The organism is Polaromonas sp. P1_E3, from assembly GCF_056405935.1.
In genome coordinates, this window is record NZ_JBFUBD010000008.1 from 40,220 (window position 1) to 56,613 (window position 16,394).

Annotated in this window: 11 protein-coding genes; 9 read left to right on the top strand and 2 right to left on the bottom strand. The window is 62.9% G+C overall.

Features of this window, described 5'->3' with window-relative positions; translation table 11 throughout:
- Positions 1–31 precede the first annotated feature (31 nt).
- The 6 genes from AC1D0Z_RS03235 to AC1D0Z_RS03260 all read left to right on the top strand — a co-directional run bounded on the left by AC1D0Z_RS03235 (position 32) and on the right by AC1D0Z_RS03260 (position 9,519).
- Entirely contained in the window at positions 32–4,234 is a 4,203-nt protein-coding gene (locus AC1D0Z_RS03235) for a YhdP family protein (protein WP_477656811.1), read from the top strand.
- Positions 4,235–4,236: 2 nt separating this feature from the next.
- A complete protein-coding gene (locus AC1D0Z_RS03240) occupies positions 4,237–5,043 on the top strand; it encodes a carbon-nitrogen hydrolase family protein (RefSeq protein WP_477656800.1) in 807 nt (268 codons plus the stop codon).
- A gap of 10 nt (positions 5,044–5,053) precedes the next feature.
- Positions 5,054–7,150 carry a two-component system sensor histidine kinase NtrB gene (locus AC1D0Z_RS03245; RefSeq protein ID WP_477656801.1) on the top strand — a complete coding sequence of 699 codons (2,097 nt, stop codon included), beginning with the start codon at positions 5,054–5,056 and terminating at the stop codon, positions 7,148–7,150.
- Between the two features lie 10 nt (positions 7,151–7,160).
- Positions 7,161–7,787 carry a response regulator transcription factor gene (locus AC1D0Z_RS03250; protein ID WP_477656802.1) on the top strand — a complete coding sequence of 209 codons (627 nt, stop codon included), beginning with the start codon at positions 7,161–7,163 and terminating at the stop codon, positions 7,785–7,787.
- Between the two features lie 109 nt (positions 7,788–7,896).
- Positions 7,897–9,144: a murein transglycosylase A gene (mltA, locus tag AC1D0Z_RS03255; protein WP_477656803.1), complete on the top strand. Its 1,248-nt coding sequence runs from the start codon at positions 7,897–7,899 to the stop codon at positions 9,142–9,144.
- A 39-nt stretch (positions 9,145–9,183) separates the two neighbouring features.
- A complete protein-coding gene (locus tag AC1D0Z_RS03260; RefSeq protein ID WP_477656804.1) occupies positions 9,184–9,519 on the top strand; it encodes a hypothetical protein in 336 nt (111 codons plus the stop codon).
- A 96-nt stretch (positions 9,520–9,615) separates the two neighbouring features.
- On the opposite strand, the gene AC1D0Z_RS03265 is transcribed toward AC1D0Z_RS03260, so the two are convergent.
- Both AC1D0Z_RS03265 and AC1D0Z_RS03270 read right to left on the bottom strand, forming a co-directional pair.
- Positions 9,616–10,272: a hypothetical protein gene (locus AC1D0Z_RS03265; protein ID WP_477656805.1), complete on the bottom strand. Its 657-nt coding sequence runs from the start codon at positions 10,270–10,272 to the stop codon at positions 9,616–9,618.
- A 135-nt stretch (positions 10,273–10,407) separates the two neighbouring features.
- Complete coding sequence (locus tag AC1D0Z_RS03270) at positions 10,408–10,893, bottom strand: Lrp/AsnC family transcriptional regulator (protein WP_477656806.1); 486 nt, start codon at positions 10,891–10,893, stop codon at positions 10,408–10,410.
- 184 nt (positions 10,894–11,077) lie between these two features.
- On the opposite strand from AC1D0Z_RS03270, the gene AC1D0Z_RS03275 reads away from it, so the two are divergent.
- From AC1D0Z_RS03275 to AC1D0Z_RS03285, 3 genes are all read left to right on the top strand, one after another.
- Complete coding sequence (locus tag AC1D0Z_RS03275; RefSeq protein ID WP_477656807.1) at positions 11,078–14,644, top strand: indolepyruvate ferredoxin oxidoreductase family protein; 3,567 nt, start codon at positions 11,078–11,080, stop codon at positions 14,642–14,644.
- A gap of 216 nt (positions 14,645–14,860) precedes the next feature.
- Positions 14,861–15,202, top strand: coding sequence for a preprotein translocase subunit YajC (yajC, locus tag AC1D0Z_RS03280; protein WP_477656808.1), 342 nt, complete (start codon positions 14,861–14,863; stop codon positions 15,200–15,202).
- A gap of 68 nt (positions 15,203–15,270) precedes the next feature.
- Positions 15,271–16,394: preprotein translocase subunit SecD (locus AC1D0Z_RS03285; RefSeq protein ID WP_477656809.1), on the top strand; the 1,124-nt coding region annotated here is incomplete at its 3' end.

The window sequence follows — 16,394 nt, forward strand, 5'->3', positions numbered from 1 at the left end:
GCTGGCCCCGGCGGTCATAATTCTCATGTCAATGGAGCCAATGATCCCCAGCCTGCCTACCCTGCCGCCGCGACAACTGCGATGGCTTGCTCTCACCATGCGCGTGTTGCTGTGGCTTGTTGCCACGGCCTGGGTGCTCTTTGGCCTGACCTGGATCGTGTTGCATGGCTGGATTGTGCCGCGAATCGGGGAGTTCCGTCCGCGCCTGGAAATAGAGGCCAGCAAGGCACTGGGGGTGCCCGTCCGCATTGGCCGAATCACCGCGCATTCCCAGGGGATGATTCCCTCTTTTGAGTTGCGCGACGTGACCCTGCTCGACGCAGCGGGTCGGGAGGCCCTGCGGCTGCCGGTCATTCTTGGCGCCCTGTCCGCTTCATCGATCTGGGGCCTGGGCTTCGAGCAGCTTTATATCGACAAGCCCGAGCTGGATATCCGGCGGGCTGCTGACGGAAAAATTTATGTCGGAGGCCTCGATATTTCGCAGAACAGGGCCGCTGGAGAGAGCGCCGCTGCCGACTGGTTTTTCTCCCAGACTGAATTTGTCATGAGGGGAGGCACCTTGCGCTGGACGGACGAGATGCATCCGGCGCCGCCTCTGGCGTTGACGCAAGTTGACTGGGTCATGCGCAATACGCGGCGGCGCCACATGATGCGCCTTGATGCCACCCCGCCGGCTGAATGGGGCGACCGTTTCACCTTGAGGGGCGTGTTCCGCCAATCCCTGCTTTCCAGCAATGCCGGTGATTTTGATGCCTGGACAGGCCAGCTGTTTGCGGAGTTTGGCCGGGTGGACGCCTCCCGCATCAGGCCATATCTTCATCTTGACGCATTGGGTGTAGAGCTGTCTCGCGGGAATGGCGCGCTTCGTGCCTGGGCTGATGTTTCCCAGGGCCGGTTGACCGGCGGCACTGCCGATGTGGCATTGCAGGACGTAGACGCCCGCCTGGGCGCCAAACTTCAGCCTTTGGCTTTTGATTCGGTCGCGGGACGCGTGGGTGGGGCCCAGCGTGCCAACGGTTTTGATTTCAATACCGAAGGCCTGCGCTTTCGAACCCGGGATGGCCTGCAGTGGCCGGGCGGCAATGTGGCACTGGTGCACACAGGGGACGAAGCAGGTGTTGCGCAGCACACTGAACTTAAAGCCGACAAGCTGGATTTGGCTGCGCTGGCGCAAATTGCCAACCGCTTGCCGCTCGATGCTTCCGTTCATGGGCTCATTACTTCTTTCGCCCCAAAGGGGCTGGTCGAGACCGTTGAGGCCCGCTGGCAAGGGCCGCTCGATGCCCCCACCGGCTATGCGGCAAAAGGGCGCGTCGCCGGGCTGAGTATTGCTGCACTGCCCGCGCCGGCAGTTCCCGCATCTGTGCATCCCAGGCCCGGCAGGCCGGGGGTGAACGGGGCCACCATTGAGTTTGACCTGACGCAAGCGGGCGGACGGGCCGGGGTCAAAATACTCAACGGTTCGCTCGACCTGCCGGGCGTGTTTGAGGATTCTCTTGTGCCGTTTGAGCAGCTTGCCGTCGATGCGCAATGGAAATTTGCGGGCCGAAAGATCGAAGCCCAGCTGAACAACCTGCGATTTTCCAATGCTGACGCGCAGGGAGAAGCGCAAGCTGCATGGCGCACTGACGACGCGGCACCCGGCAGTTCCGCCAGCGGTTCAGTGGACCCCAGATTCCCGGGCGTGCTGGACTTGCAGGGCGTTTTGAGCCGCGGTGATGGGGAGCGGGTACACCGCTATTTGCCGCTGGTACTGCCGGATCGGGTGCGCCACTATGTGCGCGATGCGGTCGTGCAGGGGCAGGTCAGCGATGTGAAGTTCAAGGTCAAGGGGCCGCTGGCGCAGTTGCCTTTCGCCAACCCGGCGCAAGGTGATTTCAAGGTGACTGCCAGGGTCCGGAACGGGCACCTGGCCTATGTCCCCAAATCCATACAGCCGCCCGGAGCGACGGGTTGGCCCGCACTGACTGAACTCAATGGCGAACTCGTGTTCAGCCGTGCGACGCTTGAGGTCAACGACGTGACTGGCAAGGTCGGTGGCCTGCAGGGTTTACAACTGGTCAAAGGCAATGCACGCATACCGGACCTTACCCACGATGCGACCGTCGAGGTGGACACACACCTCAAGGGGCCTCTCGCAGATGCACTGGGATTCGTTAACCAGTCCCCGGTGGCAGGCATGACCAACCATGTGCTGGCCAAGGCGGTGGCTGCCGGAGCAGGTGACTACAGGTTCCGGCTGAACCTGCCCATCCACACCATTGATAAATCCCGGGTGGATGGAACCGTCACGCTGCCCGGTAATGACGTGCAGTTCGGCACGGATACCCCGGCGCTGACCAAACTCAAGGGCGTGGTCACCGTGAACGAGCGCGGTTTCACCGTGGCAGGAGCCCAGGCGCGGCTGCTCGGCGGCGACGTTCGTTTTGAAGGCGGCACCCGGGTGCAGGCGCGATCGGCCGGCAATACCGAACCGGAAAGCATGGTGGCGTTCAAGGCCCAGGGGGTTGCCACCGCTGAGGGGCTGCGCCAGGCCAGGGAACTCGGCACGCTGTCACGCATGGCCCAAAACGCCACGGGTGCCACGGCTTACACCGCTTCGCTGGGGTTTCGGCGTGGCCTGCCTGAGCTGATTGTCGCCAGCAACCTGCAAGGCATGGCGCTCAACCTTCCCGCGCCCCTGGGCAAGACAGCGGAGGCCGCGTTGCCGCTGCGATTCGAGAACGCCCTGGTGCCGGCATCCATGGGCCCCGGGCAAAAACTGGAAGACCAGCTGTCGGTGACCTTGGGCCGCATGGCTTCCATTGTGTATGTACGCGACGTCAGTGGCGGTGAGCCCCGGGTGATACGGGGCGGAATTGGCGTCGGGCTTGAGCCTGGGGAGACGGTTCCCTTGCAGGAAACCGGCGTGGCAGCCAACATCAATCTGGCCCATGTGGACCTTGATGCCTGGCAAAAAATACTCGCTGATTCCCCCTCCGGCAGTGCGCTGCAGCCCCCGCCACCGGTGGCAGCCACCGCGGCAACCAACCGCGCCGCCGCAAACGCCTCCCTGACCTACCTGCCAACCTCCATGGCCATCCGCGCAAGGGAGCTGGTGGTCGAAGGACGCAAACTGAACAACGTGGTGGTGGGCGGCTCTCGCGAAGGCCTGACATGGCGGGCGAACATCGATGCGTCGGAGCTCAACGGGTATGTCGAATTCCGGCAGCCCGGCGGCATTGGCGCCGGGCGTGTTTATGCGCGGCTTTCCCGCCTCAGCCTGGCGCCAGGAACGGCCACCGATGTTGAAGCCATCCTGAACGAGCAACCCGCCAGCATCCCCGCCCTGGATATCGTCGTGGAAGACCTGGAGCTGCGCGGGAAAAAGCTCGGGCGAGTCGAGATCGACGCCGTCAACCGCGGCGCATCTGCTGCGGCGCGTGAAGGCGTGCGTGAATGGCGCCTGAACAAGTTCAATGTCATCCTTCCGGAAGCGGTGCTGACGGCTACCGGCAACTGGGTGGCGATCAATGCCCAGAGCCTGGCGGCCAGCGTGCCGCGTACCGGTCGCCCGGTTGCCGAGCGTCGCCGCACCGTGATGAACTTCAAGCTGGACATCGCCGATTCGGGCGAACTGCTCAAGCGCTTTGGCATGGGTGAGGTCATTCGCCGCGGCAAGGGAAAACTCGAGGGACAGGTCGCCTGGATAGGATCACCCCTTAGTCTGGACTACCCCACCATGAGCGGGCAGTTCAATGTCAATGTCGAGTCCGGACAGTTCGTCAAGGCTGATCCAGGCATCGCAAAACTGCTTGGCGTGCTCAGTTTGCAATCCCTGCCCAGGCGGCTGACGCTGGATTTCCGCGATGTGTTTTCCGAAGGTTTTGCCTTTGACTTTGTGCGCGGCGATATCAATATCAACCAGGGCGTTGCCCACACCAACAATCTGCAGATGAAGGGTGTGAATGCGGCCGTTCTGATGGAAGGCAGCGCTGATATCGCCAAGGAGACTCAAAGCATCAAGGCGGTCGTGGTGCCGGAAATCAATGCCGGCACGGCTTCGCTGATTGCAACGGTCATCAACCCGGCCATCGGCCTGGGCAGTTTTCTGGCCCAGATGTTTTTGCGGCGGCCCTTGATGCAGGCGGCTACCCAGGAATTCCATATTGACGGGACCTGGTCCGACCCGAGAATCATCAAGGTCGATCGCAAGGCTCAGGCTGCAGCAGCGCCTGTTCAGGAGGCCCGTTAACCATGAAGATAGCCGCCATCCAGATGGTCTCAGGTGCGCGCGTGCAGGACAACCTGGCTGCGGCGCGCAGCCTGCTTGAACAGGCCGCGGCCCAGGGCGCTGAACTGGCCGTGCTGCCGGAATATTTCTGCATCATGGGCTTCAAGGACACCGACAAGCTCAACGCCCAGGAGCGCATCGGGACGGGCTTGATCCAGGACTTCCTGAGCCAGTCTGCGCGTGAACTCGGCTTGTGGATTGTCGGCGGCACGTTGCCCGTGGCCACAGCTGATCCGGCGCGCGCGCGCAATTGCTCGCTGGCCTATGCGCCGACGGGTGAATGCGTCGCACGCTACGACAAGATCCATCTTTTCCGCTTTGCGCAGGGACAGGAAGACTACGACGAAAGGCGCGTTCTGGAGCCCGGCGCAGAGCCCGTCCGGTTTGACCTGGCTTCCCGTGATGGCCATGTCTACGCTGTCGGCATGAGCGTTTGTTATGACCTGCGTTTCCCGGAGCTTTACCGTGCCCTGAAAGCCGATGTGTTGCTGGTGCCCAGCGCGTTTACGTACACCACGGGGCAGGCGCATTGGGAAGTGCTGCTGCGTGCACGCGCCATTGAAAACCAGGCTTATGTCATCGCGGCAGCGCAGGGAGGTACCCATGAGAACGGCCGCCGCACCTGGGGCCACAGCATGCTGGTGGACCCCTGGGGTGAGGTGGTGGCCCAGCAAGCGGAAGGCCCGGGTGTCGTCCTGGGTGAAGTCTCCGGCACCCACACGGAAGGCGTGCGCAAGCGCTTGCCTGCATTGAATCACCGCTTCCTATGAGGCCGGCTGCGTGAGGTTTCCATTTGCCAACGGCGTCAGCCGTGCCAGCAAGCGCTGGTCGCTGTGGGCATTGCTGGTGGCGCTGCTGGTGGCCTTGCTGGGAATTCTGGTGTGGCTGGCGGGGCGGTATGAGTCCAGCATGGTGCAAAGCCGGCTGGAACACGACGCAGCGGAAGCCGTGACCGACATCCGTTCGGGACTGACGCGCAATATCCAGACCTTGCAGGCATTGCAGTCCAGCGACCGCACGACGGAATCCTGGCATTCATCCGCCGCCGAGCTGCTTCGCGAACGCCGTGAAATCATGCGGATTGAATGGCGCAACGAAGCGCTTGATGTGCTCGGGTTTGTGGAGACGCCTTATCGCACTTCAGTGTTTGAGCGGCTCGGGCGAGGCAGTTTGCAAGCCGACGTAGGCCTGACCTGCACCACGGCCAGGCGCCTGAGCGGTGCGGCCTACTCCACCAGTTATTTCATGCCGCAGCGCGATGGCCTGGGCCTGGAAGTGCTCGACATGTGCCTGCCTGTCATGGTGTCGGGGCGCCTCACCGGGTATAGCGTGGTCACCTATTCGCTTCAGGACATGCTGGGAGAGCTGGTCGGCCGGCAGCTGGCCCGGGGCATCGGCCTGTCCTTCACTGAGGCGGACGGCACGCGCCTGGCGCTGCAAGGCGTGCCCTCGCGCGGCAGCCGGATTTATATTGCGCAACAGTTGCTGGACCTGCCCGGCAACACACTGGTCGTCAGGATGGAAAGCAGGCTGGGAACGCCGGCCCTTTTTCCCAATGTACTCACCGCACTGGTGACGGCCATGTCCCTTGCCCTGCTTGCCGTGCTTTACCTTCTTGCAAGGGACATGCGCCGCAGGCTGAAGGTCGAGCATGACCTCGGTGAAGCCCTGGCTTTTCGCAAGGCCATGGAGGACTCCGTGCTGACCGGGCTGCGTGCGCGCGACCTGCAGGGGCGCATCACTTATGTGAACCCGGCGTTTTGCAAAATGGTCGGGGTGGACGCCAAAGATTTGCTCAACCAGAGCTTTCCTTCGCCCTATTGGCCGCCCGAACTGGCCGGCGTCTACCAGCAGCGCCAGGAAATCCGGCTGGCGGGCAACAGCCTGCCCCGTGAGGGCCACGAATCGGTGTTCATGCGGCGCGACGGTACGCGGTTCCCCGTGCTGATCATGGAGGCTCCGCTGATCAATGCGGTGGGCAAGCACACCGGCTGGATGAGCGCAATTCTGGATGTCAGTGAACAGCGCCGGGTGGAAGAGCTTTCCCGTGCCAGCCAGGACCGCCTGCAGGCTACCGCGCGACTGGCGATGGTCGGCGAGATGGCCTCGTTGCTCAGCCACGAACTCAACCAGCCCCTGGCCRCCATTTCAAGCTATGCCACGGGCTCGCTCAACCTCCTGCAGGATGGCATGGGCAGTGACAAGCCGCTGGCTGCGACGATGGGCGCGGCGGCGGCGGGACCATTGTCGGAGGACCTGCAGCTGGCCATGCGCCGCATTGCCGAGCAGGCTGAGCGCGCAGGAAAGGTCATCAAGAGCGTGCATGATTTCGTGAGGCGCCGGGACCAGGTGCGGGAAGCCGTGCAGCCTCGTGCCTTGCTGGAGGCCATCATGCCGCTGGTCACCCTCCAGGCACGCAAGCTCGGCGTTCGTGTAGTCATCGAGGTCGATGAAACCTGTGCACCCGTGCTGTGTGACCGCACCATGGTCGAACAGGTGCTTTTGAACCTCTCACGCAACGGCATGCAGGCCATGCAGGGCACAGCCCATGAGGATGGGGTGGCAGGACCGGCCCCACGGGAGAAAGTCCTGACACTGCGTATCCGCCCGGCCGCCTCAAACGCGCAAAGCCGCTGGGTGGAATTTTCGGTAACGGATTGCGGTGAGGGCATTTCCAGCCAGGTGGCTGAGCAGCTTTTCACGCCGTTTTTCACCACCAAGGAAGAGGGCATGGGACTGGGCCTGAGCCTGTGCCGCACCGTGATTGAGCAGCACGGCGGCTTCCTGGGGTTTGAGCCGGCCCAGCCGCGCGGCACGGTTTTCAGTTTCACCCTGCCGGCGGCGCTGCTGCATGATGCAGGGGCTCACACAGCCTGAAAGACACAGCATGGAACCCATTCAAAATGCCACGGTGTATATCGTCGACGACGACGCCAGCGTGCGTGACGCGCTGGCCTGGTTGCTGCGCTCGCGCCGCCTGCTGAGTGAGACCTTTGACAGCGCCGAGGCGTTTGATGCCCGGGTATCGCAGCAATTCTCGGTCAAGTCGCCTTCCTGTGTGCTGTTGGATGTGCGCATGGCGGGCCTGAGCGGACTGGCCATGTTCGAGAAGCTGATTGCCTACGGCTTGCTGCCGACGCTGCCGGTGATTTTTCTGACGGGCCACGCGGATGTTCCCACCGCGGTCGATGCGGTCAAGCGCGGCGCCTTTGATTTTTGCGAGAAGCCCTTTTCAGACAACGCGCTGGTAGACCGCATTGAACAGGCACTGAACCACTCCGCCGGGGCACTGGCGCAGCACAGCGAGTCGACGGGCCTGCAGGCCCGGCTTGACGGCTTGACGGACCGGGAGCGCGATGTGATGAAACTGGTGGTGGGCGGGCTGCCCAACAAGCTGGTGGCTGACCAGCTTGACATCAGCGTGCGCACAGTGGAGGTCCACCGTGCCCGGGTTTTTGACAAAATGGGTGTCAAGTCGGCCGTGGAGCTGGCCAATCTGCTGCGCAACCTGTAGCTTCGGCGCAGCGCCTGCTTATTTTTTTCCGGGCTCTGCAGGCGTCTCCGGATGGACTGGCTCCTTCAACTCGCCATTTTTGCGGCCCGAAAACATCGTCCACCACACAATGAACACCAGCAGCAGCAATGCCCCCAGGGCTTCGAGCAAAAGTAGGGCCATGATATTTCCTTGGATTTCAAAAAAGGCTTCGATGCCTGTGCTGCGGTCAATGCGCTCCATGCGGCTTGCCCCAATTATCGCCACGGTGGCGCTGCTTGCTTCCTGCGCAAGCCCGCCCTTGCCACCTTCGACCGTCCCGGCGGGTGAGCCCACAGCCCCGGGCGTGCGCGCCGGCGATACAGGTTCGTTGCCCGCGCCCATGGTGCAGGGGAAAAGCCGCTGGGTCGCGGTCCGCTGGGCCGAGCTGCCCGGCTTTGAAGAAGACGCGCTGTTTGAGGCCTGGAATGCTTGGCTCAAGAGCTGCGAGCGTCCCGGCCCGGGTTTTGCGCCGCTGTGCGGCGAGATCCGTCGCCTCAGCATTGCTTCTGCCGATGAGCAGCGCAACTGGATGGTCAAGCGCTTGCAGCCCTACCGGGTGGAAAGCCTGCAAGGCGTAGCCGAGGGGCTGCTGACCAGTTACTACGAACCTGTGCTCAAGGCCAGCCGCCAACCCGTCGCGGGTTACGAGGTGCCGCTGTACCGCCCTCCCGCATCGCTGGGYAGCCGCAGGCCGTGGTTCTCGCGGCAGGAAATCGACACGCTGGCCGAAGCCAGGGCGGCGCTGCGCGGCCGTGAAATCGCCTGGCTGGCCGACCCGGTTGAGGCGATGTCGCTGCACATACAGGGCTCGGGCCGGTTGAACATCACGGAAGCCGACGGCTCGCAGCGTGTTGTGCGTGTCGCGTACGCCGGCTCGAACGAGCAGCCGTTTCGCAGCGTGACCCAGTGGCTGCTGGAGCAAGGCGAAGGCCGCATGACGGCGCCCTGGGTGGAATCCACCAAGGCCTGGGTCGCGAAAAATCCGCAGCGCGCGCAGCAAATGCTCTGGAGCAACCCGCGCTACACTTTTTTTCAGGAGCAGCCGTTGAGCGACCTGGACACCGCCTTCGGGCCCAAGGGCGCGCAGGGTGTGGCATTGACGCCGGGCCGCTCCATCGCGGTTGACCCGGCCAGCATTCCCTACGGCACGCCGGTGTGGCTTGCGTCCCGGGGCGGCGCGGCCAACCTGCAGAAACTGGTACTGGCGCAGGACACCGGCAGTGCCATCGTGGGGGCGGTCAGGGCTGATTATTTTGCCGGGACCGGCCCGGAAGCAGGCCTGCTGGCGGCGCGTGTCAACCAGCCGCTTCGGCTCTGGGTGCTCTGGCCGAAGTGAAACAAGTACCGACAACCTTGAGCAAGCTGAAGGAGAACCATGAAACAACTGCCGGCCAGAATGGGGACGGTCCTGCTGGCGATGGCCGGGGCGTTGGTATTGGGAGCCTGCGCGGCGGGTGGGCCTTCATCTGCCGCGCAGTACCGCTGCGAACACGGCATTGAATTCAAGGTGAAGTTTGTGGATGACACCGCCGTGCTGGAGGGCCCTGGCGGCTCTGACCTCCTGCTTCGCGACGCCGGAGGGCAGGGGCCGCAGCAGGCGGTGTACAGCAATCCGCGGATGCGTGCCGAGTTTGGCCTGGGCGCCAGTGGCCGTGAGGCCGTGCTGCGTTACCCGCTGCTGCCGCTGACGGCACGCTGCGTGCGCGACTGATTTCCTGAAAAAACTTCATTGCCTGGTTGCACGGGGCTGCCGCGCCCGGACGCTTCACCGGGATTGGTGGGCGGCTTCTTCTAGCGCACCGGAAATCTAGCGCACGGAAAGGCGGACTTCCACCCTCATACCGTCCCGACGGGTCGATTGCCGGCTGTCGGCGATGCCGCTGCTGTTGCTGGCGCTCGCATCGTCCGACTCGGCCACGGTGACCCATTCACCGAGGCGAACGGTCAGCGAGGTGCTGGTGGACGATGAGGACAGGGGGGCCTGCGGCGACGAGCCTGTGCGGCTGGCCTGCCCCGCGGCCAGTTCCAGCTCCACGCTGTCGCCGCCGTACCAGGTGGGTCTGGCTGAAAAGCCGCTGTTGGCCTCGATGAACACCGTGCCCGCCTGGCGCGCCTGCACCAGCCGCAGCGGCTGGCTGTTGCCCAGGTTGATGTTGGCGTTGCGCCCGTTGAGCACCAGCACGCGCTGCACCAGGTCGCGTGAATCGCTGCGCTGGCTGTCCTGGCCTGTGACCTGGGCATTGAGGCCTGAGCGGCCCGGTTGCAGCACGACACCGCCCTGCGCGCCCAGGGCGCTTTGGGAGCGCAGGCTGCTGCCGGCCTGCCGCACTTCTATCTGCAGGTTACGCATCGGCAATGATTCCGGGCTTGCTCCTGAATTGATAGCTGGTTGCGCTTGCAGGGCGGGCGCCAGGGCCATAAAGAGCATCAAAGCCAAAGCAGCGGGAATGGAAAAAGGTTTCATGCGGAACTCCTGGAGGTGTTGTCCTGCCGTGTTTATGCGCCGTTGGCCGTACGCACTGAGAGAGTGAAGATGCTATCAAATCAATAGCTGGTTGCGCTTGCCAGCAAAGGGCTGTGGCTATTATTTATTGGAATTTTAGACTGCGGCCCGGCTCAGGTGCCCGAGCGGCAGGGCGCTGCTCGCCTTGACCTCACCCAGCGAAAAGCTGGTGTGCAGGTCTTTCACGTTGGGCAGGTTGATCAGGTTTTGCAGCGCAAACTTGCTGAAGGCCTCCAGGTCTTGCGCCACCACCTGCAGCTCGAAGGTGCCGGTGCCGCTGATGTAATGGCAGGAGACGATCTCAGGCAGCTTTTTGATGGCCTCTTCCAGCTGGCGCGTGGCGTCGCCGCTGTTGCGGTCGGCGTCCAGCCGTACAAAGGCCAGCACGCCCAGCCCGATCTTGTGGCGGTTGATTTCGGCCCGGTAGCCGGTGATAAAGCCCGATTCTTCCAGCGCCCGCACACGCCGCCAGCACGGTGCGGCCGACAGCCCCACACGCGAGGCGAGTTCCGTGTTCGTCAACCGGGCGTCCAGTTGCAACTCATTCAGGATTGCGATGTCAAACTTGTCTAATGTTTCCATAATTGCCACTTTACAGCAAGATTCTTTCTGGAAGTGGCCTAAATCAGGCAAACAAAGCAAAGACATATCAGGGCCGGCGGCATACACTTTGCATGCAACTAGAGGGCTGCCCCTACCCGGGTTTGACCCTTCTGCCAGCCTGCCCACAAGGCGGTACTAAAAACAGTCCTGGAGACCCACGAACATGAACGCGCCCCTACCCGAACACATCCGCAAGGCTTTAGAAACCGTCACGCTGGACGACAAATACAGCCTTGAGCACGGCCGCGCCTTCATGAGCGGTGTCCAGGCGCTGGTCCGCCTGCCCATGTTGCAGCGCACGCGCGATGCCATCGAGGGCCTGAATACCGCTGGTTTTGTCAGCGGCTACCGCGGTTCGCCGCTGGGCGGTTATGACCAGGCCCTGTGGGCCGCCAAAAAGCATCTGGCCGCGCAAAACATCGTGTTCCAGCCTGGCGTCAATGAAGAGCTGGGCGCGACCGCCGTCTGGGGCACGCAGCAACTCGACCTGTACCCGCAAAGCAAAAAATTCGACGGCGTGTTCGGCATCTGGTACGGCAAGGGCCCGGGCGTGGACCGCTGCTCCGATGTCTTCAAGCACGCCAACATGGCCGGCACCGCCAAACACGGCGGCGTGATCGCCATTGCCGGCGACGACCATGTGTCCAAGAGCTCCACTGCCGCCCACCAGAGCGACCACATCTTCAAGGCCTGCGGCCTGCCGGTGTTCTTTCCGTCAAACGTGCAGGACATCCTGGACATGGGGCTGCACGCGTTTGCCATGAGCCGTTTTTCCGGTGTCTGGTCGGGCATGAAAACCATCCAGGAAGTTGTCGAGTCGTCCAGCTCCATCCTGGTCGACCCGGACCGCGTGAAGATCATCATCCCGGAAGATTTTGAAATGCCGCCCGGTGGCCTGCACATCCGCTGGCCGGATGCCCCGCTGGAGCAGGAAGCCCGGCTGATGGACTACAAGTGGTATGCGGCGCTCGCGTACATCCGTGCCAACAAGCTCAACTACAACGTCATCGCCGGCCCCAAAGACCGCTTCGGCCTGATCGCCAGCGGCAAGGCCTTCAACGACACGCGCCAGGCGCTGGCCGACCTCGGCCTGGACGAAGACACCTGCCACCAGCTGGGCATCCGCCTGCACAAGGTCAACGTGGTCTGGCCGCTGGAGGCTACCATCACGCGCGACTTCGCCGAAGGCCTGCAAGAGATTCTGGTGGTCGAAGAAAAACGCCAGGTCATCGAATACCAGATCAAGGAAGAGCTCTACAACTGGCGCGCCGACGTGCGTCCCAATGTGCTGGGCAAGTTCGACGAACCCGAAGGCGACCAGTCGGGCGGTGAATGGGGGCGCTCCAACCCGAGCGACAACTGGCTGCTGCGCGCCAAGGCCGACCTCACGCCGGCCATCATCGCCAAGGCAATTGCCAAACGCCTGAAGAAGCTGGGCGTGCCCGCCGACATCATTTCCCGCATGGACGAGCGCCTGGCCATCATTGAAGGGCGCGAGCGCGCCCTGGCCGCAGGCAAGGCCGACACCGGCGAGCGCGCCCCCTGGTTTTGCAGCGGTTGCCCGCACAACACCAGCACGCGCGTGCCCGAAGGCTCGCGCGCCGTGGCCGGCATCGGCTGCCACTACATGGCAACCTGGATGGACCGCTCCACCTCCACCTTCACCCAGATGGGCGGCGAAGGCGTGACCTGGGTGGGCCAGGCGGCCTTCACCACCGACGAGCACATCTTTGCCAACCTGGGCGACGGCACTTACTTCCACAGCGGCTTGCTGGCGATCCGCCAGGCCATCGCTTCGGGTGTGAACATCACCTACAAAATCCTTTACAACGACGCGGTCGCCATGACGGGCGGCCAGCAGGTCGGCGAGCGGCCTGAAGGCCATTCGGTGCTGCAGATCATGCAAAGCCTGCGCGCCGAAGGCGTGGCCAAGCTGGTCATCGTGACCGACGAGCCGAAAAAATACGACGGCGCGCCCTTGCTGGACGGCGTGACGGTGCACCACCGCGACGAGCTGGACCGCATCCAGCGCGAGTTCCGCGAGCTCAAAGGCACCACCGCCATCATTTACGACCAGACCTGCGCGACGGAAAAGCGCCGGCGCCGCAAACGCGGCACCCTGGCCGACCCGGAAAAGCGCGTCGTCATCAACGAGCTGGTCTGCGAAGGCTGCGGCGACTGCTCGGTGCAGTCGAACTGCCTGTCGGTGGAGCCGCTGGAAACCGAATTCGGCCGCAAGCGCAAGATCAACCAGAACACCTGCAACAAGGATTACTCCTGCGTGAAGGGCTTTTGCCCCAGCTTTGTCACGGTCGAAGGCGGGCAGCTGAAGAAGCCCAAAAAAGACAAGAAAGGCGCCCCCAATAGCCTGTTTCCGGTTCCCGAGCCCGTGCTGCCTGTGGCTGAAAACGCCTGGGGCATTGTGGTGGGCGGTGTCGGCGGCACCGGCGTCATCACCATCGGGCAGCTGCTGGGCATGGCAGCCCACATTGAAGGCAAGGGCGTGGTCACGCAAGATGCGGGTGGCCTGGCGCAAAAAGGCGGCGCGACCTGGAGCCACATCCAGATCGCGAACCGGCCGGAAGCCATCTACACCACCAAGGTTGACACCGCCAAGGCCGACCTGGTCATTGGTTGCGACCCGATCGTGGCGGCCAGCAAATACACGCTGACAGTCATGCAGCCCGGCCGCACGTATGTGGCGATGAACTCGCACGGTACGCCGACGGCGGCTTTTGTGACCAATCCTGCCTGGCAGTTTCCCGGCGGCAATTGCGAGACGGCTGTGACTTCTGCAGTGGGCGCTGACTTGCTCGGCAGCTTTGATGCCGAGCAGGTGGCGGTGCAGCTGGTGGGTGACTCGATCTACACCAATCCGTTGATGCTGGGCTTTGCCTGGCAAAAGGGGCGCGTTCCGTTGTCGCATGCGGCGCTCATGCGTGCGATTGAGCTCAATGGGGTGCAGGTCGATAACAACAAGGCGGCTTTCGAATGGGGCCGGCGCTGCGCGCACGACCTGGCTGCGGTGCAGGCTTTGTTCAAAGCGGCCCAGGTGATCGAGTTCGTCAAGAGGCCCTCGCTGGCCGACATGCTGGCCAAGCGGGTTGACTTCCTGACGGCTTACCAGAACGCGGCTTATGCGCAGACCTACCAGGCTTTTGTCGAGAAGGTGCGTGCGGCGGAAGCACCGCTGGGCAAGACGCTGCTGACCGAAGCGGTGGCCCGTTACCTGTTCAAACTGATGGCTTACAAAGACGAGTACGAAGTGGCGCGCCTGCACACAGATACCGGCTTCCTGGAAAAGGTCAACGGCATGTTTGAAGGCGACTTCAAGCTCAATTACCACCTGGCGCCGCCCATGATTGCGTCCAAAAACGACAAGGGCGAGCTGCAGAAGCAGCAATTCGGCCCCTGGATGCTGGGTGCGTTCAAGGTGCTGGCGCGCCTCAAAGGCCTGCGCGGCACGCCGCTGGACGTTTTTGGCCGCACCGAAGAGCGCCGTACGGAGCGGGCGCTGATTGAGGAATATCGGGTCAGTATCGAAGAGGTTCTGGCGGGCCTGAGCGCCGAAAACCACGCCGCGGCGGTAGAAATCGCCCGTATTCCGGAAATGATCAAGGGCTACGGCCACGTCAAGGCGCGCCACCTGGCCGCAGCGCGCCCCCAGTGGGTCGCGTTGATGCAGGCCTTTCACGCCTCCGGATCTACCGCCCGGCGGAAAGCAGCCTGAAGCCCGGCCGGCGTTGGTCCGGCCTTTTCTTCATGGGACGCCCTGCCCGCGAAGCCTGCGGCGGCGCTTTGCGCGCGGCCCGGCTTGAAAAGCCCCTGGCGCGCGCCAGTTACATCTTTCTGCGGATGCCCCGCCGCATACAATCGTGAACTCTGTGCGCTGTCCGTGCTGGACGGCGCGCGCCAGTGTGTCTTTTAAATCGTTGTGGAGTTAGCCGTGTTCATTTCTTCCGCCTTTGCCCAAACCGCTCCCGCTGCCGCTGCCGGCGGTGACATGATGTCCTCGCTGACGGGCATGCTGCCTCTGGTGCTGATGTTCGTGGTGCTTTACTTCGTCATGATCCGCCCGCAGATGAAAAAGCAGAAAGAGCACCGCGCCATGATTGAAGCGCTGGCCAAGGGTGATGAAGTCGCGACCGCAGGTGGCTTGCTGGGTAAAGTGACCAAGCTGGGCGACGTATACCTGACCCTCGAACTGGCTCCCGGTGTTGAGGTCCAGCTGCAGCGCAGCGCGATCATCCAGGTGTTGCCCAAGGGCGCCATCAATCCGGCCAAGTAAGGCTTGCGCCGACCTCAGAGGCCGGCAGGCCTGACTTTGTTCATCCGTCCACCAGGAACAGCCCTCTCATGAATCGTTATCCGGCCTGGAAGTACGCCATCATTGTGATCGCGCTCATCGTCGCAGCCCTGTACACGCTGCCCAACTTTTTCGGCGAAGCGCCTGCGGTCCAGGTTTCCAGCGCCAAGTCCACTGTCAAGATCGACAGTACGACGATGGCGAAAGTAGAGCAAACATTGAAGGAAGCCGGTATTGCGGCGGATGTCATCACCCTGGACGGCAATTCCGTCAAGGCGCGGTTTGGCAACACCGACACACAGCTCAAGGCCAAGGATGCAATCCAGAAGGCGCTGGTGCCGGATGCTGAAGATCCTCCATATGTCGTTGCGCTCAATTTGCTGTCGCTTTCACCTTCCTGGTTAGCTCAGCTTCATGCTTTCCCGATGTACCTGGGTCTGGATTTGCGAGGCGGCGTGCATTTGATGCTGCAGGTGGACATGCAGGCTGCGCTGACCAAGCGTGCCGAGTCACTCGCTGGCGACCTCCGGACGTCGTTGCGTGAGAAAAACATCCGGCATGGCGGCATCGCCCGCAACGGCCAGGCGATTGATATCAAGGTGCGTGATTCCGCCACACTGACATCCGCCAAAGCCCTGGTTCAGGACCAGTTTCCCGACCTGCAGACGGTGGAGGTGCCCGAAGGAACTGAATATAAGCTGACGGCTACGATCAAGCCCGAGGCTGCGCGCCGCATCCAGGACCAGGCTCTCAAGCAGAACATGGTGACGCTGCACAACCGGATCAACGAACTCGGTGTAGCGGAGCCGGTGATACAGCAACAGGGTATAGACCGCATCGTCGTGCAACTGCCGGGTATTCAGGATCCCGCGCGAGTTCAGAGAATCATCGGCCGCACCGCCACGCTGGAAATGCGCCTGGTGGACGACAGCGCTGAGGCCCGTTCCGCCATGACCGGGGGCATCGTGCCATTTGGCTCCGAAAAATTCCCGGATATTAACGGCAACCCGGTGATCGTCAAGAAGCAGGTCCTTGTCACCGGTGAGAGCCTGACGGATGCCCAGGCCGGATTTGATTCGCAAAAACAGGAGCCCAACGTATCCCTGACGCTGGATGCCAAGGGCGGCCGGGTGATGCGCGATGTCAGCCGCGAAAATATGGACAAGCCGATGGC

Coding starts and splice junctions, on each gene's coding strand:
- AC1D0Z_RS03235 (WP_477656811.1), top strand. CDS start 32: ATGGAGCCAATGATCCCCAGCCTGCCTACCCTGCCGCCGCGACAACTG.
- AC1D0Z_RS03240 (WP_477656800.1), top strand. CDS start 4,237: ATGAAGATAGCCGCCATCCAGATGGTCTCAGGTGCGCGCGTGCAGGAC.
- AC1D0Z_RS03250 (WP_477656802.1), top strand. CDS start 7,161: ATGGAACCCATTCAAAATGCCACGGTGTATATCGTCGACGACGACGCC.
- AC1D0Z_RS03260 (WP_477656804.1), top strand. CDS start 9,184: ATGAAACAACTGCCGGCCAGAATGGGGACGGTCCTGCTGGCGATGGCC.
- AC1D0Z_RS03265 (WP_477656805.1), bottom strand. CDS start 10,272: ATGAAACCTTTTTCCATTCCCGCTGCTTTGGCTTTGATGCTCTTTATG.
- AC1D0Z_RS03270 (WP_477656806.1), bottom strand. CDS start 10,893: ATGGAAACATTAGACAAGTTTGACATCGCAATCCTGAATGAGTTGCAA.
- AC1D0Z_RS03275 (WP_477656807.1), top strand. CDS start 11,078: ATGAACGCGCCCCTACCCGAACACATCCGCAAGGCTTTAGAAACCGTC.